Source organism: Alteromonas sp. H39 (genome assembly GCF_047556435.1).
Taxonomy (GTDB): Bacteria; Pseudomonadota; Gammaproteobacteria; order Enterobacterales; family Alteromonadaceae; genus Alteromonas.
The window spans coordinates 1,946,928-1,968,402 of sequence record NZ_CP180210.1; the positions used below are offsets into that span (position 1 = coordinate 1,946,928).

At 49.0% G+C, this 21,475-nt stretch carries 21 protein-coding genes; 16 read left to right on the top strand and 5 right to left on the bottom strand.

What is annotated here, in order from left to right; genetic code table 11:
- Positions 1-287 precede the first annotated feature (287 nt).
- Both ACLBLI_RS08580 and rne read right to left on the bottom strand, forming a co-directional pair.
- The gene (locus ACLBLI_RS08580) at positions 288-1,265 is read right to left on the bottom strand and encodes a phosphotransferase (protein ID WP_414830670.1); all 978 of its coding nucleotides are present in this window, start codon (positions 1,263-1,265) and stop codon (positions 288-290) included.
- 65 nt (positions 1,266-1,330) lie between these two features.
- Positions 1,331-4,498 (bottom strand): ribonuclease E, encoded by a 3,168-nt coding sequence (gene rne / locus ACLBLI_RS08585; protein WP_414830671.1) that lies wholly within the window; start codon positions 4,496-4,498, stop codon positions 1,331-1,333.
- Between the two features lie 615 nt (positions 4,499-5,113).
- Here rne and rluC point away from each other — a divergent pair.
- Both rluC and ACLBLI_RS08595 read left to right on the top strand, forming a co-directional pair.
- Positions 5,114-6,058: a 23S rRNA pseudouridine(955/2504/2580) synthase RluC gene (gene rluC, locus ACLBLI_RS08590; protein ID WP_414830672.1), complete on the top strand. Its 945-nt coding sequence runs from the start codon at positions 5,114-5,116 to the stop codon at positions 6,056-6,058.
- 41 nt (positions 6,059-6,099) lie between these two features.
- Entirely contained in the window at positions 6,100-6,708 is a 609-nt protein-coding gene (locus ACLBLI_RS08595) for an HAD family hydrolase (protein ID WP_414830940.1), read from the top strand.
- A gap of 57 nt (positions 6,709-6,765) precedes the next feature.
- Here the strand turns inward: ACLBLI_RS08595 and ACLBLI_RS08600 are convergent, their stop codons facing one another.
- Complete coding sequence (locus ACLBLI_RS08600) at positions 6,766-7,386, bottom strand: Maf family protein (RefSeq protein WP_414830673.1); 621 nt, start codon at positions 7,384-7,386, stop codon at positions 6,766-6,768.
- 202 nt (positions 7,387-7,588) lie between these two features.
- Here ACLBLI_RS08600 and yceD point away from each other — a divergent pair, with 202 nt between their 5' ends.
- The 14 genes from yceD to ACLBLI_RS08670 all read left to right on the top strand — a co-directional run bounded on the left by yceD (position 7,589) and on the right by ACLBLI_RS08670 (position 18,659).
- Complete coding sequence (yceD, locus tag ACLBLI_RS08605) at positions 7,589-8,122, top strand: 23S rRNA accumulation protein YceD (RefSeq protein ID WP_414830941.1); 534 nt, start codon at positions 7,589-7,591, stop codon at positions 8,120-8,122.
- A 3-nt stretch (positions 8,123-8,125) separates the two neighbouring features.
- Positions 8,126-8,296, top strand: a complete 171-nt coding sequence (rpmF, locus tag ACLBLI_RS08610; protein ID WP_218309592.1) for a 50S ribosomal protein L32 — start codon at positions 8,126-8,128, stop codon at positions 8,294-8,296.
- 24 nt (positions 8,297-8,320) lie between these two features.
- Complete coding sequence (gene plsX / locus ACLBLI_RS08615; protein ID WP_414830942.1) at positions 8,321-9,340, top strand: phosphate acyltransferase PlsX; 1,020 nt, start codon at positions 8,321-8,323, stop codon at positions 9,338-9,340.
- Complete coding sequence (locus tag ACLBLI_RS08620; protein ID WP_414830674.1) at positions 9,337-10,302, top strand: beta-ketoacyl-ACP synthase III; 966 nt, start codon at positions 9,337-9,339, stop codon at positions 10,300-10,302. Before plsX ends, ACLBLI_RS08620 begins: the two co-directional genes overlap by 4 nt.
- Before the next feature lie 46 nt (positions 10,303-10,348).
- The gene (gene fabD, locus ACLBLI_RS08625) at positions 10,349-11,278 is read left to right on the top strand and encodes an ACP S-malonyltransferase (protein ID WP_414830675.1); all 930 of its coding nucleotides are present in this window, start codon (positions 10,349-10,351) and stop codon (positions 11,276-11,278) included.
- Between the two features lie 9 nt (positions 11,279-11,287).
- Positions 11,288-12,028 (top strand): 3-oxoacyl-ACP reductase FabG, encoded by a 741-nt coding sequence (gene fabG, locus ACLBLI_RS08630; RefSeq protein WP_414830676.1) that lies wholly within the window; start codon positions 11,288-11,290, stop codon positions 12,026-12,028.
- Positions 12,029-12,227: 199 nt separating this feature from the next.
- Positions 12,228-12,467 carry an acyl carrier protein gene (gene acpP, locus ACLBLI_RS08635; protein WP_044056889.1) on the top strand — a complete coding sequence of 80 codons (240 nt, stop codon included), beginning with the start codon at positions 12,228-12,230 and terminating at the stop codon, positions 12,465-12,467.
- Between the two features lie 78 nt (positions 12,468-12,545).
- The gene (fabF, locus tag ACLBLI_RS08640; RefSeq protein ID WP_414830677.1) at positions 12,546-13,784 is read left to right on the top strand and encodes a beta-ketoacyl-ACP synthase II; all 1,239 of its coding nucleotides are present in this window, start codon (positions 12,546-12,548) and stop codon (positions 13,782-13,784) included.
- 223 nt (positions 13,785-14,007) lie between these two features.
- Positions 14,008-14,775 (top strand): aminodeoxychorismate lyase, encoded by a 768-nt coding sequence (gene pabC, locus ACLBLI_RS08645; protein WP_414830678.1) that lies wholly within the window; start codon positions 14,008-14,010, stop codon positions 14,773-14,775.
- Positions 14,759-15,778: an endolytic transglycosylase MltG gene (mltG, locus tag ACLBLI_RS08650; RefSeq protein ID WP_414830679.1), complete on the top strand. Its 1,020-nt coding sequence runs from the start codon at positions 14,759-14,761 to the stop codon at positions 15,776-15,778. Before pabC ends, mltG begins: the two co-directional genes overlap by 17 nt.
- Before the next feature lie 9 nt (positions 15,779-15,787).
- Positions 15,788-16,405, top strand: a complete 618-nt coding sequence (tmk, locus tag ACLBLI_RS08655) for a dTMP kinase (RefSeq protein WP_414830680.1) — start codon at positions 15,788-15,790, stop codon at positions 16,403-16,405.
- The gene (gene holB / locus ACLBLI_RS08660; protein ID WP_414830681.1) at positions 16,402-17,295 is read left to right on the top strand and encodes a DNA polymerase III subunit delta'; all 894 of its coding nucleotides are present in this window, start codon (positions 16,402-16,404) and stop codon (positions 17,293-17,295) included. Before tmk ends, holB begins: the two co-directional genes overlap by 4 nt.
- Positions 17,296-17,316: 21 nt before the next feature.
- Entirely contained in the window at positions 17,317-18,087 is a 771-nt protein-coding gene (locus ACLBLI_RS08665) for a TatD family hydrolase (protein WP_414830682.1), read from the top strand.
- A gap of 14 nt (positions 18,088-18,101) precedes the next feature.
- Positions 18,102-18,659: a pyridoxamine 5'-phosphate oxidase family protein gene (locus ACLBLI_RS08670; protein ID WP_414830683.1), complete on the top strand. Its 558-nt coding sequence runs from the start codon at positions 18,102-18,104 to the stop codon at positions 18,657-18,659.
- A gap of 171 nt (positions 18,660-18,830) precedes the next feature.
- On the opposite strand, the gene ACLBLI_RS08675 is transcribed toward ACLBLI_RS08670, so the two are convergent.
- Positions 18,831-19,466: an SDR family oxidoreductase gene (locus tag ACLBLI_RS08675; RefSeq protein ID WP_414830684.1), complete on the bottom strand. Its 636-nt coding sequence runs from the start codon at positions 19,464-19,466 to the stop codon at positions 18,831-18,833.
- 125 nt (positions 19,467-19,591) lie between these two features.
- Entirely contained in the window at positions 19,592-21,433 is a 1,842-nt protein-coding gene (locus ACLBLI_RS08680; protein ID WP_414830685.1) for a M2 family metallopeptidase, read from the bottom strand.
- Positions 21,434-21,475 lie beyond the last annotated feature (42 nt).

The following is a 21,475-nucleotide window of genomic DNA, read 5'->3' on the forward strand; positions in this document are numbered from 1 at the left end:
TTTATTGTTATTGGCGCAATAATTAAACTTCCGGTCAGCGAAAAGGTTTCACTGGCATAGTATTTACTTTATACAGCACTTGAACAAAAAAGTGACACAAATAGCAGACGGTTTACGGTTTCCCGACCTGAAAGCGCCCCTGATACTCTGCTGCTTGTTTTTTAACAGCTGACAGGAAGTCGCCGTCTGGCGAAAATACCAGTAATTCGGTCTGGATTTGACAACGTGTAAGAGTGAAGAGTAAACGAATAAGCGCGATACTCCTTCGTTGAGCCGTGATAAGCCGTTTATTCGTTCGGCAACAGCAATAAGCCCTGCCGGGTGCGCTCATGCAAGTCTTGGTTAAGCTTTACATGTTGCGGACTCCAGCCACTTAAAAACCGGCAGAAATCGGCACAGGCAATAGGATAAGTGTATTTCCACTCATTGATAATGGCATCGGCTTTAGCGTGGTGCTCCGTTGCCGAAAGTGCCTGCCGCAGGCAGGTGAAATAGTATTCGAGACAAGACTCAGTATGCGTGATAAGCGCTGATTCACTCAACGCACTACCAAGAAAATACGCGACATCAATAACGCCAATACCTGAGCCGGTATACTGAAAATCGACAGCGGCGCATCGGCGCATGTCGTCCTCAAAACAAAAATTGGCAACCTTGGCGTCTCCGTGCAGTAAGGTTTTGAACTGACACCCGGCAAGGTAGTTGTCGATGGCTTTTGCTTTGCGCTTCAGCTCCCCATTTTCCATCGCCTCCCATTCCTGTTGCCGGGTAGCAAGGTGCCAGTAGCCCCCGGCTTGCCAGAGCGTGTTGTCGTCGGTTTGCAAAAAGCGTGCATGGAAATAAGCCAGCCATTTCAGTACAGCCTGACTTTGTTCGGGCGATAACCTGGACGCTGTTTTCGTAAAGCCAGCTGCTGACAAATCTTCAAGGACAAGTAGCTGGTCCTCACCGGCCGATTCATGTGCAACCAGAAAGGGCGCATAGCATTGCGTATCGAGGCGCTGCTGATAGTGGCGGTAAAAGTGTGCTTCTACATTATAAGATTGAAGCTTTCGCTGGTGACTGTGTGATGTTTGCCATCCTCTGGGATGTTTTGCGTCGGGGCGAGGCAGAATGACTTTCGCCACAAGGTGCTGATGTCTCAGTGGTGAGTAAAAACGGCAGCACGTACCATACCCATTCCATAGTGACTGAATTTGATAAAAATCCGTGAGGCCAGGATCACCAAGTGTCGTTGATAGCCAGTGTTGCCAGTGTGCCTGCATCGTTTCTTTCCCAGACAAAAAAGCCGTATCAACGGATACGGCTTTTCATAATTGCAAGTGAACGGTTAGCCCGCTTTGGTAGCCGGTGCTGACGCTGTAGACTTACTGTTAGCCAGCGTGGCGAGTCGACCAGACACCACCAGTGCCGGGCGTTTCTCGTCGGCGCAGCTCACTAATTCGACGTCAACAAACGTATCGTTGATTGTTTTCGGTAGTGCCGTCGGGTGTGATGCGCGTTTTCTGCCAGAACTTCTTGCTGGTGTAACGGCAGACCCTTCAGTATCGGCCGGTTGCGCTTTTGCTGGCTTAACGCTGGGTTTTGCAGCAGGCTCAACCTTCTCCTGAACCGGCTCAGGTGCAGACGCCGGAGCCTCAGCGGTTTCCTGGGCATTGTCAGAAACCTCATCGCTTGCTGGTGAAGGTGCTTCATCCTTCACGGCTTCTGACGAATCTTCTGCCGGTACGGTCGGCTTATCTTCAGCGACAGATTCAGACGCGTTGTGCGCGGTTTCTGATTCGTCTGATGGTGACGCCTTTTCCTCAGTTGCTGCTACCGGTACATCGGCCGCCAGGTTTATTTCTACCTGTTTAGGTGATTCAGTTTGTGCGCTGACAGGGGCGTCTTGTGTCGCGCTGTCGTTATCGTCAGCAGATGACGCGTCCTCTGGCATATCAAACTGCAGCTCATCCTGTCTGATTTGTTGCGTTTTCTGTTCACCCACCTCATCGTCGCCTTTGTCCTGTTCCTTCTTGCGACGCTGGCCCGCAGCGCGAACATGACGCGGAGAACGACGTGAGCGGCCACGATTTTCGCGTTTTTGCTCTTCATTGGTCGCGTCGTCCTTATCTGCATCATCGGAAGGCGCGCGTGTCGGCGCATCTTGCTGAACCGGCTTGTCGCTGCTTGTGGCGTCCCCGGACGCTGCAGGCATTTTCTCTGCCACCGGTGCTACAGCTTCCTGCGACGGTTTCTCTTTCTGAGAAAGGTCTTTGTCAGACGCGGCTTTCTCTGCAGCCGGCTTTACCTTTTCTACCGGTTTTGCAGACTGTGGTGTCGTCGCTTTGGGTTCTGCAGACTCAGCTTCGGTTTGTGTGCTGTTTTGAGTAACTGGCGCTGCGTTATCGTCCTTACGAACCCTTACGCTGCGACGCTTATCTCGACGCTTACGACGTTCAGCCACTTCACGTTTTTTCGCCGGAGTATTTTCCGCACTTTCCGGTTTCTCGGTGTTGTCAGCCCTGTCTGCGACTTTTTGGTCTTGCTGACGGTTAGGCTTCTGATCATCACGGTTGGGCTTGTTACGGCTCTTACGGTTGCGATTAGGGCGCTTGTCATCCTGATCCTGACGAGGCTTTGACTTGTCTTTATCAGTATTATCTTCTTTAGTGCTTGGCTGACCATCCTGTCTGCGAGGCTTGCGGCCCTTACGACGGCGATCATCATTATTATTATTGCGGTTGCGTGGAGGACGGTTTCGGTTCTGTCCGCCTTTATTCTGAGATTGCTTCTCTTCTTCTTTTTCTTTCTCTTCCTCACCCAGCAAATTGCTAAACCATTTACCGACTTTGGCAAACAGCGACGGCGTTTCAGCAATCTTCTCTTCTGCCTTCGGTGCGGCCTGTACGATGGGGGCCTGTGTCGGCGAAACCAGTCCTTTCAGTGCTGGCTCTTCACGCTTGGTCACAGTTGCGGCTGGCTTGTCCGCGTCGGTTTCTTCAGGCTTAACCAACTCAACATCGTAGCTGGCGGCAGATAAGATTTCATCCGGACGACGACGATTAACCTGATAGTGAGGTGTTTCAAGATTAGCGTTGGGGATCAGCAGTAGCTGAACACCATGACGCTTTTCAATTGTCTGAACAGACTTTCGCTTCTCATTAAGCAAATATGTCGCAACAGGAACCGGAAGCTGTGCCTCAATTTGCCCGGTGTTGTCTTTAATACTTTCTTCTTCAAGAATACGCAGTATTGAAAGTGCCAGTGACTCGGTACCACGAATAGTGCCATGACCGGAGCAGCGAGGGCAGACATGGTGCGCTGACTCACCCAGTGACGGGCGCAGGCGCTGACGAGACATCTCTAACAAACCAAAGCGTGAGATACGGCCGAGCTGCACACGGGCACGGTCAGTGCGAACCGCATCTTTCATGCGGTTTTCCACTTCGCGCTGATGGCGTACGGGTGTCATGTCGATAAAGTCGATAACCACCAGGCCACCAAGGTCTCGCAGGCGCAACTGGCGTGCAATTTCATCCGCCGCTTCAAGGTTAGTGTTAAGCGCGGTCTCTTCAATATCACCGCCTTTGGTAGCGCGCGCCGAGTTGATATCGATTGAGGTCAGCGCTTCTGTCGGGTCGATAACAATAGAGCCGCCAGAAGGCAGTCGGACTTCCCGCTGGAACGCAGATTCGATCTGGCTTTCAATTTGATAGTGGCTAAACAGCGGCACATCGCCCTGATATAGCTTGACGCGGTTGGCAAAGTCAGGTCTTACTAACTGGATATGTTGTAGCGCCTGTTCGTAAATACTGTTTTTATCAATCAGTATTTCGCCAATATCGCGGCGCAGATAATCGCGGATTGCGCGCACGATCACGTTGCTTTCTTGATGGATAAGGAACGGGGCAGAGCGCTCTTCTGCTACTTTTGATACCGCTTCCCAGTGGGTCAGCAATACGCGTAAATCCCACTCGAGCTCTTCATACGATTTGCCAACACCTGCAGTACGAACAATGAGTCCCATACCATCGGGCAAATCCAGTTTACTAAGCGATTCTTTTAGCTCTGTACGCTCATCGCCTTCGATGCGGCGAGAAATGCCACCAGCTCTCGGGTTGTTGGGCATCAGAACCAGATAGCTGCCTGCCAGAGACAGGAAAGTTGTTAGTGCCGCACCTTTCTGGCCTCGCTCTTCTTTATCTATCTGAACGATGACTTCCTGACCTTCATTAATGACATCTTTAATATTAGGCCGGCCGTCGAATTTGTAGCCTTTGGGGAAGTAAGTGCGGGCAATTTCTTTAAGTGGGAGGAATCCATGGCGCTCAGCGCCGTAATCAACAAAAGCAGCTTCAAGACTAGGCTCTACGCGGGTGATTTTACCTTTGTAGATATTGGCTTTCTTTTGCTCGTGTCCAGGACTTTCTATATCCAGATCGTACAAACGTTGCCCATCTACCAGGGCAACACGCAACTCTTCTTGCTGAGTCGCATTAATTAGCATTCTTTTCATTGTATCTAACTCTGTTTCCTACAGCCGTTCAGACACAAAATTAAAGTGACATGTGCAAACCCTCACCGCGCAACCTCACGGCTGGACGGGGACTTTGTTGTAACGCCGTAATACCCTTTTACTACCTGTATGTTCGTTAGGTATTTCTGTCATGATGGGTGTCGGGAACGGCTAACCCTGTATTTCTTTACTTTTTTCGCACCCTCGAGATCTATTAACCCAAGGATAACTGTCAATTCAATTCTGTTTTGGTAAACGGCGAACGTTTTTGTTTGCTTCCTGCGATGCTTTATATCGATATCAGGCGTTTTGTGTTCTGCCTGTGTTCATTTTCAAAGGGTCTGTGTCATTACTGAGCAACCCGCATCACATATGATGTCTGACATTATTGTTCAAACCGGTTTTATCGTTTATTTGAAACGACTAAAACGCAACGATTATTGCATTAATATTGCGGTCTACGCAAGTTATTGCGTCAGTTATCGCCGGTTATTTGGTCGCGACGGATAGAATTATTCTGAATTACACCGGATTAGCGTTGTTAACCGGTTATTTTTATAAAATTAATGGCTTTTCGGTAGGAGTCAGGCTCTGGCTTCATGTATACTGCGCGCCATGAAAGAAGAAGCACAACAACAAGTCCGCTTTGTCACCATTGACCCCGACCTTGAAGGGCAGCGAGTGGACAATTTTTTGCGTACCCAATTAAAAGGGGTACCAAAAAGCATGATTTATCGTATTTTGCGAAAAGGCGAAGTACGTGTGAATAAAGGCAGAGTAAAGCCAGACTACAAACTTCAGGCTAACGATACAGTACGTATTCCCCCGGTACGCGTGTCTGAGGGTGCGCCTGCGCCATCCCCAAAACTGGATAAAATCGCCGCGCTGGAAAGTCAGATTTTGTTCGAAGATGATCGTATTATCGTCATCAATAAGCCCTCCGGTCTTGCGGTTCACGGCGGCAGCGGGCTTAACTTTGGCCTGATTGAAGGCTTGCGTGCGTTGCGCCCCGATGCAAAATTTATGGAACTGGTTCATCGGCTGGATCGCGACACCTCAGGCTGCATTCTCATTGCTAAAAAGCGTTCAGCACTGCGCCATATGCACGAGCAATTGCGTAACGGACAAATGGATAAGCGCTATCAGGCGCTGGTTGCAGGTCAGTGGCCTGAAACTCGTTTCAAAGTAAAAGCACCACTACAAAAGAATGTACTGCAATCCGGCGAGCGACTGGTTAACGTGTCAGAAGCAGGCAAGCCGTCTGAGACTCGTTACCGCATTTTGCGTCAGTTTTCTGATGCCACGCTGGTTGAAGCCTCTCCTATTACCGGACGCACTCACCAGATTCGGGTGCATTGTCTGCATGCCGGACACCCCATTGCCTGCGATTCGAAATATGGCGACCATGATTTTGATCTCAGAATGCAGAAAGCAGGACTGAACCGGTTGTTCCTGCATGCGGCAAGTATCAGGCTGCTGCACCCGAAAACCGAAGAGCCCGTTACGTTCAGCGCCCCTCTGGATGAAAATCTGACGATGGTATTGGAGTCGCTATCTTGAAAGCGTATGAGTTAGTTATTTTTGACTGGGATGGCACGTTAATGGACTCAGCAGCGAAAATCATCCGCTGCATGCAAAACGCAGCCCGTCATTGTGACGTGGGCGTGCCAAGCGCTGATGCTGTTGCCCATATTATCGGAATCAGTCTCAAGCCCGCTATTATGCAGCTGTTTTCTACCAAGGACGAGCAATTAGCCGATCGTCTGGTACAAGCATATAAAGAGGCGTATTTGCGTGAAGATACGATCCCTTGTCCGCTGTTCGGTGGTGCAGAAGAGTTATTATCGTCATTGAAAGCAAACGGTAAGATACTGGCGGTGGCAACCGGTAAAGCGAGAAGAGGTCTGGATCGGGCCTGGAACAATACCAATACCGGCCATTTTTTCACGACATCCCGTTGTGCCGACGAAGCGCACTCCAAGCCTTCTCCGGACATGTTGCTGCAAATTCTTGACGAACTGAATATCAGCGCCCATGACGCATTGATGGTTGGTGACACTACCTACGACATGCAGATGGCACAAGCTATCGGTATGGACAGGGTAGGGGTATCTTATGGTGTTCACGCGCAGGTGAATCTGGAAAAGCACCATCCTGAAACAATTGTGCATTCCATTCCAGAACTGCAACAGTGGTTGATACATACCTAAGGGTATCAAGGTTTACCTGACATCCAATGCCGGTTTTCGCTTCCAGGTAAGGCAAGTTCAGACGCGCTGGCTGTCCCTGCAGGCGATTTCTAGCAGGTTGACACCAAACTCTCTGAGCAAATCCCTTAACAGCATTAACGGCAAGCCGATTAGCGCATTGGGATCGCGACTTCGGATATTATCAAAGAGCAACACCCCTCGGCCTTCGGACTTAAAACTCCCGGCGCAGTCATAAGGCGTTTCAGCCAGTAAGTATTGTTGGATTTCTTTTTCACTGAGAGTAAGAAAGCTCACTGTGGTGATTTCGACCCGAGTGACTTGCTTGTTGCTATCTTTATGACACAAAGATACGGCAGAATAAAAATCGACGGTCTTCCCGGAGCAGAGCTGAAGCTGTTTTAGTGCATTGTCATGTGTACCGGGCTTACCCAAAACATGTGTGATACCGCCGTCATTAACAACGGCGACCTGATCTGAACCAATTACCATGGCTGACGGATGAGCTTCAGAAATTTTACTGGCCTTTTCGGTAGCAAGTCGAGCGGCCAGCGCGTCAGGTTTTTCCCCGGGAATGGCCCTTTCGTCAATGTGGGGAGCAATGGCCTCAGTATGGATACCCAGGCTGGCAAGTTGTTGTTGACGATATTTTGATGAGGATGCCAGCACTAATTGCACCATGATGCTCCCTTATTTGCTGATTTATTAAGTCTTTGCGACATGATAGGTGAGGCGATGGTGCTTTTCGAGAGTTCTTTTTCCGAAACCTTTTCACTTGCGTGAATGGCCACTTTTCCGCTGCTGCCGTTGTTGGGTAAAATTTGCATCAATTGCAGATTAAACCTTTGACAGGCAAGGGATGAGCCTATATGATGCGCGCCCTATGCAGAAAGTGAAACTACCTCATTCGGTCGACCCGTCCAAAAGTGCGATGAAGCGCTCCGATTATTCGGGCGTGATTGCCTCGAAGGATATGGAACGATTGAGCGAAGCAGTTGTCAGTTGTGATGAATGGGTGAACGCCGAAGTACAGTTTGAAAAAGACGCGCAGGGTCTTACTGTCTTTCACGGTCATCTGGACACACAGGTATCACTTATCTGTCAGCGGTGTAATGGGGAGTTTGACTACCCGCTGCATGTTGATTTTTGCTACAGTCCGGTGCAGGGACAAGGCGATATCGACAGCGAAACATTACCCGAAGCTTATGAACCGGTAGAGGTCAACGACCACGGAGAAGTCAATCTTCTTCAATTATTTGAAGACGAGTTGATATTGTCCTTACCTATTGTCGCCCTTCATGCAGAGGAGGATTGCGCAATGAGTGAAGACGATATGCAGTTTGGCGAGATTGAACCGGAACAGGAGCGACCAAACCCTTTCGCGGTTTTGAAAGAACTTAAGCGAGACCAGGAGTAAGTTATGGCAGTACAACAAAATCGTAAAACGCGTTCTAAGCGCGGTATGCGTCGCTCACACGATGCATTGACAGGCGCGACTTTGTCTGTCGATTCAACGTCGGGTGAAACACACCGTCGTCACCACGTGACCGCTGACGGTTACTACAAGGGCAAAAAAGTTATCGGTGGCTAAAGGCTGCGGTGACATTCTTTGTCCATGCTAACCATCGCGTTAGATATCATGGGGGGCGATCATGGTCCCCCTGTTATCCTCTCTGCTACCCTCAAAGCAATTCGTAAACACGCCGATTGTCACTTTATTTTATGCGGCAAGAATGATGTTATCGAACCTGCACTCAATGATCTGACAGCTCAGGAACGTGCACGCGTAACCGTTTCGCACTGCGAAGAAGTGGTAGAAATGGGCGAGGCGCCAACCTCCGCGTTACGTAACAAAAAACAGTCCTCAATGCGACGTATGCTGGAGTTAGTCGACTCTGGTGAAGCAGATGCGTGCGTGAGTGCCGGTAATACTGGTGCATTGCTTACCCTTGCATTTTATATCCTAAAAACGTTACCCGGCGTGGATCGTCCCGCTCTGGTGTCTGCAATGCCGACCACAAGCCACCATAAGGTGTTTTTGCTGGATTTAGGCGCAAACGTGAACTGTACATCCGAAATACTGTTTCAGTATGGTGTTATGGGGTCTGTTTTGGCAAGGCAGGTTGCCGGTATAGACAATCCGAGAGTGGCCTTATTGAATGTCGGAGAAGAAGACATTAAAGGGAATGCGCAGGTAAAATATGCCGATCAGCTTTTCAAGAATGCTAAAAGCATAAACTACATTGGTTACGTAGAGGGCGACGATATATTCACGGATTACGCTGATGTCGTCGTTACTGACGGGTTTACCGGCAATGTGGCACTGAAGTCCAGTGAGGGCCTGGCGAAATTAGTTATCAATGAAGTAAAGCGACAGTCGCAGCGTAATTTGATGACGCGGTTAATGGCCCGCGTCGCCTTACCATTGTTAAAAACTATCTACAATAGCGTGAACCCCGACCAGTATAATGGCGCCAGTCTGTTAGGATTGCGCGGCATTGTAGTTAAGAGTCACGGGAACGCATCTGCAGATGCCTTCTATTACGCCATTCATCAGGCGATGCAGGAGGCTCAAATGCGGGTTCCGGATAAAATAAAAAATAAGATAGAAACGGTATTGTTGGAGCAGCTTTGAGCAAATATTCACGATTTATCGGAACCGGCAGTTATTACCCCAGCGACATTCGCACGAACGCAGACTTAGAAGTGATGGTCGATACCAGTGACGAATGGATAACCGATCGCACCGGTATAAAAGAACGTCGCATTATCGGTGATGACGAGACCGCCGCTACTATGGGGGCTGAAGCCAGTAAAAAGGCCATCGAGATGGCAGGCATTGACCCTAAATCCATAGACATGATTGTCTGTGCTACTACCAGTGGACGTTATTCACTTCCCAGCACAGCATGTGAAATTCAGCGAATTCTTGATTTAGACGGTATTCCCGCCTTTGATGTAGCCGCAGCGTGTGCGGGCTACTGTTATGCGCTTAGCGTTGCAGATCAGTACATCAAATCAGGTATGGCCAAACGCATTCTGGTGATTGGAACCGACTGCTTAAGTCGTCTGGTTGATCCGGCTGACCGTACCATGGTTATTTTGTTTGGCGATGCTGCCGGTGCCACTATCATAGAAGCCAGCGACGAGCCTGGTATTCTTTCTACCCACATTCATGCTGCCGGATCGTACGGTGATCTATTGTATGTTGGAAACCCCACTCGGGGTGATGAGGCATCAGTGCATGAAAACTGGGGCGTGATGAAGGGGAACGAAGTCTTTAAAGTGGCCGTGACAAAGTTGTCTGAAGTGGTTGAGCAAACACTGGCGGCCAACAATATGCAAAAGTCAGATTTAGACTGGCTGGTACCTCATCAGGCCAACTTCCGGATCATCAAAGCGACGGCGAAAAAGCTTAATATGTCTCTGGATCAGGTAGTTATGACGCTTGAAAATTATGGCAACACCTCGGCGGCTACTGTCCCGACAGCCTTAGATACGGCTATCCGTGATGGTCGCATTCAGCGAGGTCAAAATTTATTATTAGAGGCGTTCGGAGGTGGTTTCGCCTGGGCATCAGCATTGGTGCGCTATTAATCTTTCAGGCAACCTCCGTGATACAGATAAGAAGAAGGAAAATACTATGACTCGTACAGCCTGTGTGTTCCCTGGACAAGGCTCACAGACCGTCGGCATGCTAAATGAGCTTGCCGAAGAATTCTCCGTAGTGACAGATACATTTAAAGAAGCCTCTGACGCTCTGGGATACGATTTGTGGGACGTCGTTCAGCACGACAAAGAAGGGCGCCTGAACGAAACGCATATCACGCAGCCTGCGTTACTTACGGCAAGCGTTGCCATCTGGCGTATACTGCAGGAAAAAGGCTTACAGGCAGATTACCTTGCTGGTCACAGCCTTGGTGAGTACTCCGCATTGGTTTGCGGGGGCGCAATGGCATTTACCGACGCCGTAAAGTTGGTTGAGTCTCGCGGTAAATTTATGCAAGAGGCTGTGCCTGCCGGAGCCGGAGCTATGTTTGCCATTATTGGTCTGGACGATGCGGCTATTGCGGAGATTTGTCAGCAAACGGCCATTGCGACAGGCGATGTGGTGGCTCCGGTTAACTTTAACTCTCCTGGACAGGTGGTTATCGCCGGAGAGAAAAATGCCGCGCAGCAAGCCGCTGATGCTTGTAAAGACGCGGGCGCAAAACGTGCGCTGCCGCTGGCGGTAAGTGTTCCATCCCACTGTGAGCTTATGCGTCCAGCCGCAGACCAATTGGATGATGCATTAGCATCTATCACAATCAACACACCGAATATTAATATTGTGAACAATGTTGATGTCAACATTGAAACAGATCCTCAGGCCATCAGAAGCGCGTTGGTACGTCAGCTATACTGCCCGGTTCAATGGACGCGAACAGTCGAATATCTTGCGTCAGCCGGCATAGAGCGCGTCATTGAGGTAGGACCGGGTAAAGTGCTCACTGGTCTGGGTAAGCGCATTGATAAGTCACTGGAGTCAGTGGCAGTGAATACGCCTGATTCTGTCGCTGCGATTGAAAAGTAAGGATTGAGAATGGAACAACTGCAAGGTAAAGTCGCGCTTGTTACTGGTGCCAGCCGGGGAATCGGCAAGGCAATTGCCACACAACTGGCAGCGCAGGGGGCGACCGTTATCGGCACGGCCACGAGCGATAATGGGGCACAGGCAATTACTGACTATCTCAGCGAGAGCGGCGGTAAAGGCTTCGCTCTTAACGTGACTGACAAAGCCAGTGTGGAAAATGTTTTAAAAGCAATCACTGATGAATTTGGTAGTATCGATATTTTGGTTAACAATGCCGGTATTACCCGTGACAATCTGCTGATGCGGATGAAAGATGACGAATGGCAGGACATCATTGATACCAATCTGACGTCAATATTTACCCTGTCAAAAGCGGTACTTCGCGGTATGATGAAAAAGCGCTTCGGCCGTATTGTAAATGTTGGGTCTGTTGTTGGAAGTGCAGGCAATGCCGGTCAGGCAAACTACGCTGCAGCAAAAGCAGGTGTGATTGGCTTTTCGAAGTCTATGGCGAGGGAGGTCGCTTCAAGAGGCATTACAATTAATGTAGTTGCGCCTGGATTTATTGATACAGATATGACAAAAGCCCTGACAGATGACCAACGGGAAGCTATCTTCAAAGATATTCCTGCAAATCGTCTGGGTGAACCTAAAGAAATTGCGTCCACGGTGGCTTTTTTGGTTAGTGATGGCGCAGCGTACATTACCGGCGAAACTATCCACGTGAATGGCGGAATGTATATGAACTAAATTCGCAAATTATGCGAATTTAACGTACTTTGGGGTGGTATTTCTCCGAAGTTGAATGTAAAAATAGTAAATTACTGAATTTTGGTCGCTGCTGGTTTGACCAGAAAATTTGTTTAATCTGGTGCTTGCAAGGTACTACCTTGCCAAATAAACTAGCGGCACTTTTTATATCTAGTGACGTTAAGGGAAACCTAGAATTATGAGTAACATTGAAGAGCGCGTTAAAAAAATCATCGTTGAACAGCTTGGCGTGAAAGAAGAAGAAGTAAAACCAGAAGCTTCATTCGTTGACGATTTAGGCGCTGACTCTCTGGACACAGTAGAGTTGGTTATGGCGTTGGAAGAAGAGTTCGATACTGAGATTCCTGACGAAGAAGCAGAAAAAATTACTACTGTTCAGTCAGCTATCGACTACATCAACGCTAACAAAGACGCATAAGTCTGGCTTAGCAAAAACGGCTCCGAAGGGGCCGTTTTCTGTATATAACCTTCCTTAGTTCCAATACGAGGGCTTTTTGTGACAAAACGTCGCGTAGTGGTTACTGGTCTTGGCATGTTGTCACCTTTAGGTCAGTCTGTTGACGAGACCTGGCGCCGTCTGCTTGCAGGCGAGAGCGGTATTGGTGATATTACCCATTTCGATTGCAGTAACTATTCCACTCGTTTTGCCGGTCAGGTTAATGATTTTGACCCGCAAGATTACATCGAAAAGAAAGAAGCAAAGAAGATGGACCGGTTTATCCAGCTGGGTATTGCAGCGGGTAAGCAAGCGTTAGCAGATTCTAAGCTGGAAATTAGTGCTGAAAATGCACACCGTGTGGGTGTGGCAATTGGTTCGGGTATCGGCGGACTTGAGCAAATCGAGATCAACCACCAGAAGTTATTGAACAGCGGGCCAAAGCGGGTTTCCCCTTTCTTTGTTCCTTCTACCATTACCAACATGATCTCCGGCTTTCTTTCGATTATGGAGGGCTTGAAAGGCCCTAACCTGAATATCGTAACAGCCTGTACTACTGGTGTGCACAATATCGGTGTTGCTGCGCGGACCATCGCGTATGGCGATGCGGATGCGATGCTTGCCGGTGGGGCGGAAGCGTCGATAACACCTCTTGGTATAGCCGGTTTTGCTTCTGCGCGAGCCCTGTCTTCGCGTAATGACGATCCACAAGCGGCCAGTCGTCCATGGGATAAAGACCGTGACGGATTTGTCATGGGTGAAGGTGCAGGCGTTGTCATGCTGGAAGAGTACGAGTCAGCAGTAGCGCGTGGTGCAACCATTTATGGCGAACTGATTGGCTTTGGTATGAGCGGTGACGCGTACCATATGACATCACCGCCGGAAGACGGTGAAGGTGCAGCCGCATCAATGCTTAATGCCATCAATGACGCTGGCATAGACGTCAGTGAAATTGGTTATGTCAATGCACATGGAACATCAACGCCAGCAGGTGATGTGGCGGAAGTTGCTGCAATAAAACGCGTCTTCAATGACCATGCCTATCAGTTAATGGTGAGCTCTACGAAGTCGATGACAGGTCATTTGTTAGGTGCCGCAGGCTCGGTGGAAGCAATATTCACGTTGCTGGCGTTGCGTGACAAAATGGCGCCACCTACGATAAACCTTGATAATCCGGGTGAAGGTTGCGACCTGGACTTTGTGCCGAATAAAGCCAAGGTGCTTGCTGCACCGGTAGCGCTATGTAACTCGTTTGGGTTTGGCGGGACAAACGGCTCGCTGATTTTCAAGCGTAGTTAACGTAAATAACAAGTAATAAAAAGGCCGCCGGAGTTTTCCCGCGGCCTTTTTATTTACAGTCGATAGTAATGCCTGTAGCGGTATTGCGATTCGCTTCAGCCTAGGCGAGACTGTGGCAGACTGATATACTTCGTTTCTAATGCGTAAATGATGCATCAAGAAGGACGTTAGCATTACACACTCTTTTTCAGCGTCAGACCGTGCTGCCAATTATGGTGACGGTGTGTTTACAACAATGGCAGTAAAAGACGGAAAAGTGGCGTTGTATCAGCGTCATTGTCAGCGATTGATTCGGGATGCCGAGCGGTTAGGTTTGCCACTTGATGAACAAGTCATTGCGCGGCGTATCGGCGAAGAAGCGCGTCTTCTTGGCAAAGGGGTCTTAAAGCTATTGATATCAGCAGGTGAGGGTGGCCGAGGCTATTCCCGTCCTGAACAGGTAGCGCCCTCATTGCATTTCACACACGCCGGCATGCCAGCGCACTATGCTGTACAGCAACAAGAGGGGATTACCGTCGGTTGCGCAACATTAAAACTCGCCCTCCAGCCTGCACTGGCTGGTATAAAGCACCTTAATCGTCTGGAACAGGTATTGATAAAAAGCGAGCTGTTGCAACAAGATGTCCAGGATATGCTTGTGCTGGATGCAAGCGGTCACGTTGCAGAGGCCACATCAGCTAACGTTTTTTGGTTTTGTGATGGGAAATGGTTTACGCCCGTGCTTGAAGGGTGCGGCGTACATGGCGTGATGAGACAGTTTTTAATTGACTGGCTGACAGGCAATGGACAGGAGGTTTTGCAAGGTAATTTCAGCCTGAACGAGCTGGCTGAGGCTGAATCGGTGTTGCTCTGTAATGCATTGATGCCACTGATCCCTGTGCGCGCGCTGCATACCAGAGAGCAGCGCACTAATTTCTCGCTGACACCGGTTCATGACCTCTTTAATGCAATTCAGTCGACTTACAGGGAAGAGTATGCGCCTGCTAATTAGTTTTGTTTTTCTAGTGTTACTTGCCATCGGGGTGGTATTGGGTGGCGTATTTTTCGTAAACAATGAGGCCAAACGGCCGTTGGAAATCTCGTCCCCGACATTGGTCTCGGTGACACCTGGGCAGGCTGGCTCTCAGGTAGTTAGTGAGCTGAAAGCAAATGGCTATACGCAAATTCATCCTGTAGTCATCAAAATCTGGCTTAAATTTTTTGCTCCTGCGAGTGGACCTAAAGCCGGTACTTACCAGTTGACGCCAGGAATGAGCTTGCAGCAAGCCTATCAGCATTTTGTTCAGGGAGAAGAATACCAGTTCGATGTTAGTCTGATAGAAGGACTGACGTTTCGCCAGTGGCTTGAAATACTTCGCTCACATGATTTTATTGATTTCGATGTGGATGACACGCAGATAGCACAAATGCTATCTGAATGGCCAACAGCTGAGTTCGGCGAAGCGAGGTCTCCTGAGGGGATATTTCTCGCTGATACTTACCATTTTACCGCCAATACCAGCGCCAGTGTGATCCTGCATCGCGCAATGCTGGCTATGACTGACTATTTACGCAGTGCCTGGGCAGCACGCGCAGTCGATTTGCCGATTTCATCGCCTTATGAAGCGCTTATTCTGGCCTCTATTATTGAGAAAGAAACCGGCGTCGCCTCAGAGCGCCCTAAAATTGCCGGAGTTTTTGTCAATCGTCTGAACAGTAAAATGCGGCTGCAAACCGATCCTACTGTCATTTACGGGATTGGCGAAAATTTTGATGGCAACATCACCCGTGCTCACTTGAAACAAAAAACACCGTACAATACCTATGTTATACACGGCCTGCCACCGACGCCGATAGCGATGGCAGGGAAACCTGCTATTGACGCTGCACTGCAACCGTTGCAAACCGATGCATTGTATTTTGTTTCCAGGGGAGATGGCACTCATCAGTTTTCGACCAATTTAGAAGATCATAACAGTGCGGTTTACCAGTATCAGATTAAAAAGCAGGATTGAGTCTTAAGCATGTCCGGAAAGTTTATAGTAGTAGAAGGGCTCGAAGGTGCCGGCAAAAGTTCAGTTATTTCCCTGATCGTAGAGACGCTGCGTACTAAGGGATTGACCGTAGAGCAAACCCGGGAGCCAGGCGGCACCCCCATGGCGGAAGCCATCAGAGAGTGTGTTAAGCATGATTGGGAAGAGCAGGTCGCTGAAGAAACTGAACTGATGTTGATGTATGCGGCACGTGTACAACTGCTGACAAATCTTATAAAACCAGCCTTAGCACAGGGGCACTGGGTAGTCGGCGACCGCCATGATTTGTCTTCCCAGGCTTATCAGGGCGGCGGACGAGGCATAGACGCAAACACTATGCGCGCTTTGAGTGATGTCGCCTTGAAAGGTTTTAAGCCCGATCTTACCCTGTACCTCGATGTAGAACCTGCCATCGGCTTAGCGAGAGCAAGAGGTCGTGGTGAACTTGATAGAATTGAGCAGGCTGGCCTTGCATTTTTTGAGCGGACCCGCGCCCGATATCTGCATCTTGCGGCTAACGACGAGCGCATAATCACGATCGATGCCATGCAGGAGATGTCAGCCGTTCATGCCGATGTCCGGCAAACCATAGAGCACTATATAGCATGAATTTGCCTTGGTTAACTTCTGTTTTCAATCAATTAACGGGTCGCTTTCTGGCCAACCGGTTACATCACGCTTTACTGTTTTGTGGTCCGGCGGGGATTGGCAAGTTAGCGCTGGCTGAAGCATTTTCAAAAACACTTTTGTGCCAGAAGCCATCTTCACTGGGTGCCTGCGAGCACTGTCAAAGTTGCGCGTTGTTAGACGCGAATACACATCCTGACTTCCATATCCTCGAAAGCAAGAAGCAGTTGGGCGTGGACAAGATTCGTGAAGGAATTGGTAAATTAAGCGCAACGTCCCAGCTTGGCAGAAATAAAGTACTGGTGATCCCCAATGCAGATGCAATGACAGATTCTGCTGCAAATGCCTTGTTGAAAACCCTGGAAGAACCCACAAATAATACCTTTATTATGCTGCTAACAGACAAGGTACAACACTTGTTGCCAACTATTTTGAGCCGCTGTGAGAGAACAGTGCTAGCGCTTCCACCTGAACATCAAAGCCTTGCGTGGTTGCAGCAACAGGGCCTTGAAGACGCCAGCCCGGCACTTTTGCAGGCCTATGGCGGAGCACCTCTTAAGCTGATTGATGCGATGAATAAAGACGGCGAGGGGTTGTCTTTTCGTGCGTTTAATGAAGGCGTGGATGCGCTACTGGCCGGAAGTACCACAGCGCTCTCGCTGGCAACGACATGGCAGGACGCTGCACGTCAGGTAGTAAACTGGTGTCAACAGCGTGCCCACAAAGCTTTTATCATCAATCAACGTATGGAAGATTACGCAGCGTATTCAGAGTCAACCCAGGCGGCGAAGCAACTCCAGCATCCAGGTATCAACAAGGTGATCGTGTTGACGCGGGTGCTGGAAAGGCTCACACGTCCAACTGCTTACTGACAGAAACGAAAAGAGGTTATTTTGTTTGTAGATTCTCATTGCCATCTCGACAGGTTACAGCAATCAAAAGATGAACTGGCTGAAACACTCAACTTTGCCCGCTCTCGTGGGGTGAAGCATTTTCTTTGTGTGGCTGTTTCAGTGAATGATTATGACGCGATGGCCGAAACCGTATCTGAGTTTAGTGATGTCTCGGTTTCGTGTGGTGTACACCCGCTGCATCAGGAAGATGCCTGTGAGTACGACACGCTGTTACAGAAAGCCAGTCGCCCCGAAGTAGTGGCTATCGGTGAAACCGGACTGGATTACTTTTACAGTGCCGATACAAAAGCTGTGCAGTTACAATCGTTCATTGATCATATTCGCGTCGCCAATGCGCTAAGCAAGCCGTTGATTATTCATACGCGGGATGCCCGGGAAGATACGCTGTCGCTGCTTCGTCAGCACAAAGCGCCGGAAACCAATGGCGTTTTGCATTGTTTCACTGAGTCACTGGAAATGGCACAGGAAGCCATCGAAATGGGTTTCTATATCTCTATTTCGGGGATTGTTACCTTTAACTCAGCTGACGAATTGCGTGAGGTTGTGAAAGCGGTACCACTCGAGAGGCTATTAATTGAAACCGATTCTCCCTGGCTGGCCCCCGTACCCCACCGGGGTAAACAAAATCAGCCTGGCTATGTGGTGGAAGTTGCAGAGTTTATTGCAGAACTGAAGGGAGTTTCAGTGGCAGAACTGGCCAGGCAAACAACCGACAATTTTTATCGCCTTTTTCCTCTCGCCAAACGCTAATAAAGGGAATAATCATGCCATTGTGGCGACAGCAGTTAACCAAAAGTCTTCACCAGACTCGCAATACACCGGAAAGTCGTTACTTTCAGCTAGCGACTTGTGATGCCAACGGGCTGCCACAATGTCGAACGGTGGTATACCGCGGGATCACCGACGGCCATGCGCTTGAAGTTATTTCAGATACACGTACGAGTAAGTATCAGGAGATATCACAACAACAAGGGGTGCAGGTGTGTTGGTATTTTGCCAAAACCCGTGAACAATACCGTTTTACGGCTAAAGCAGATATTATTACCACCGACGAAGATGCAAGGCGGGTCGCTTCACATTGGCAAAAGTTGTCTGATGCTGGCAAAAAGCAGTTTTTGTGGGGGGAGCCTGACACCCGCCGGGACCCGACACTACCGTTACTAGCAGAAGGTGATTTCAATGAGGTTCCCGCGCACTTTTGTTTGTTAAACCTGACAGTAAAGGCCGTAGATTACCTTAGTTTGCGTGGTAACCCGCAGATACGGGAAAAACACATTAAGGATGCCAGTGGCGAGTGGGTAGTAAATTCAGTAGTACCATAGTAGCACTTGCTTTTGCATCCGAACGGAATGAAAAATCTCCGCTATCGAAAGCAAAGTGCAGAGCTGGTAGTTTAAACCCCCGTTATTAACGTTCTGGAATTCATAGAGTGTAAGGTATCGTCTCAGGTGGCGTCGCATCAAATTACGCGCGCCACCTGGAACCTGGTCATGTTATACCAGTAGGTCTTCTGGGGATTGATTGCCTTCGAACAGTTCGAAAACTCTGTTGGTATCATCCTCTTTGCCTGTGGCCAGAACCACCATATCCGCAACATCCTCTCGCGTAATTTTCATCGCATCTCTTGAGTCGGGGCGCTTTGATGTGACTTTCCCTGTTGCAGGATCATCAGTTAAAGAGCCTGGTCGAAGGATCGTGTGCCTGATACCGGCACTAATCAGGTGCTTATCAGCCATATGTTTGGCAACCAGATAAGGTTTGATTTCACTGTCAATAGCGTCAGGATCGCCCGCGCCAACAGCACTCACCATAATAAAGTGAGCAAGTTTTGCACGCACAGCGTATTCGACAGCATTTCTTGCCGCCCATAGATCAATCAACAGGGTTTTATCCGGCCCTGTGCTACCGCCTGATCCTGCGGTAAATATGACGCTATCCATGCCCTGAAAGGCCTGGAAAAAATCGGACTCCAGATCTTTTTCAAAAATATCAAGGTTAGGATGGTTTAATCCGCCTAACTTATTAGCGTCTCGCACCATAGCTCTTACACGATAATCCTGATCGAGAAGCTTCTGAACAACCATTTTGCCGATTTGCCCACTTGCGCCAATAACCAATACTGATTTCATAATTACTCCTTAATTATACGTTGTCGTAGTTATTGATTCATATTGTGGTAGGCAAAAGATCAGGCGAAGACAGAAAAACCAAAATAAAAAAGCCGGGCAATGCCCGGCTATGTGTTATGGAGAGATTACCATCCGCACTGTCTTCCCTGGTTCTGATCGTCGAGCCATTCTTTTAAGGGAGCGAAATAGGCCTGGATTGTACTGGCATCCATTTCCGGGCTACCCGTAATTTTTTCCAGGGCATTTTGCCATGGTTCGCTCATGCCCATTTCGAGCATTTCGTTAAGCGCTTTACCTGCTTCCTCCCTACCGTAAATTGAACAGCGGTTAAGCGGGCCTTCATCGCCTGCAATGTCACACAATGCTTTGTGAAACTGGAACTGGAGGATGTGCGCTAGGAAATAGCGAGTGTAAGGTACGTTTGCAGGAACGTGATATTTTGCACCTGGATCGAACGCCTCAGCGGCGCGGGAAACGGGGGCCATGACTCCCTGGTACTTTTCACGAAGCTCCCACCACACCTGATTGTAATTTTCGGGTGTTACCTCACCGGAAAGCACTTTCCAGCGCCATTGGTCAACCATCAGGCCAAACGGGATGAAAGCAATTTTATCCAGTGCCACCTGCATCAACATACCAATATCGTTTGACTCGTCCGGGATGGTATCAATTAAGCCAATTTGTTTGAGGTACTTCGGCGTAATCGACAATGCGACAGTATCGCCAATGGCTTCGTGAAAACCATCGTTAGCCGAACCACGGTACAGTAAGGGTTGGTCTTTATAAGCCCGTTGATAATAATTGTGGCCCAGTTCATGATGAATGACGTTGAATTCTTCACCGGTTATCTGAATGCACATTTTGATCCGCAGGTCGTCTTTATCATCAAGGTTCCATGCTGACGCATGACATTGCACGTCACGACCCTCCGGCTTCTGAAACTGTGATCGTTCCCAGAATGTCTCAGGTAATTCTTCAAAACCAAGTGAGGAGAAAAAAGATTCTGCTTGCTTCACCATTTTAATTTCATCATATCCTTGCGATTTCAGCGCACCGGTGACGTCTGGCACTACCATTTCCCTCTCTGGCTTAACCAGATCGTAAACATTGCCCCAGGTTTGCGCCCACATATTGCCCAGCAGGTGCGCAGGAATAGGCTTGTCTTGCGGAACTTTGTCGGTGCCGTAATGTTCTCCCAGCTTAGCACGCACATGACAATGTAAGGCTTCATAGAAGGGTTCTACCTGACCCCACAGGCGGTCCAGTTCCTGTGGAAAGTCATCAGCTGGCATGTCGTACTTACCACGCCACAGCTCACTGACATTAGCGAACCCAAGTTCTTTGGCTCCTTCGTTTGCCAGCGCTACCTGTTCTTCATACAGCGGCTTCATGGGCACCGCTACCTCACGCCAGCCTTCCCAAAACTCAAGCAGAAGATCATAGTCACGGGATGTGGCCATCTGTGAGCTCATCTCTACCAGACTGAAGCAGGTATTCTCGTCGCGGCAATACTCACCGGCACCGTACATACCATCCAAATCTGAGCCGATTTTGGCTAAGCGCTCGGATTTTTCAGGATTTGATGGGGGAGGCATAGTCAGGCCATTACGAAGGAGATCGAGCTTTCGGCGTGTATCAGCATCTACTTCAACGTTATTAAATTGAGCGGCGTCTTTTGCCAGTTGCGCGACCTTGGTGGATAACTGTTCACCCAAGTAGGCACTTACAGCTGCGGTATCAACATTGATGTTGGTTGCATAGCTCCACTGTGCATGTGCTGCAGGCAACTGAATTTTCGCGATATCATTTTGCGCCTTCTTCAGAAAGGCTTTTGCGTCGGCAGCCGTTGGCGATGAAGCTTCCGTTGCCGTTGAAGAGGTCTTTGAATTCGTGTTTTCAGGCTGACTATAACCGGACAAAGAAAGACCGACCATAACAGCGACGAGTGTGATTTTTATTTTTAACATAGGCAGTTCCTTGGAAAGCTATTTTTATAGGGCAGAGGTGAC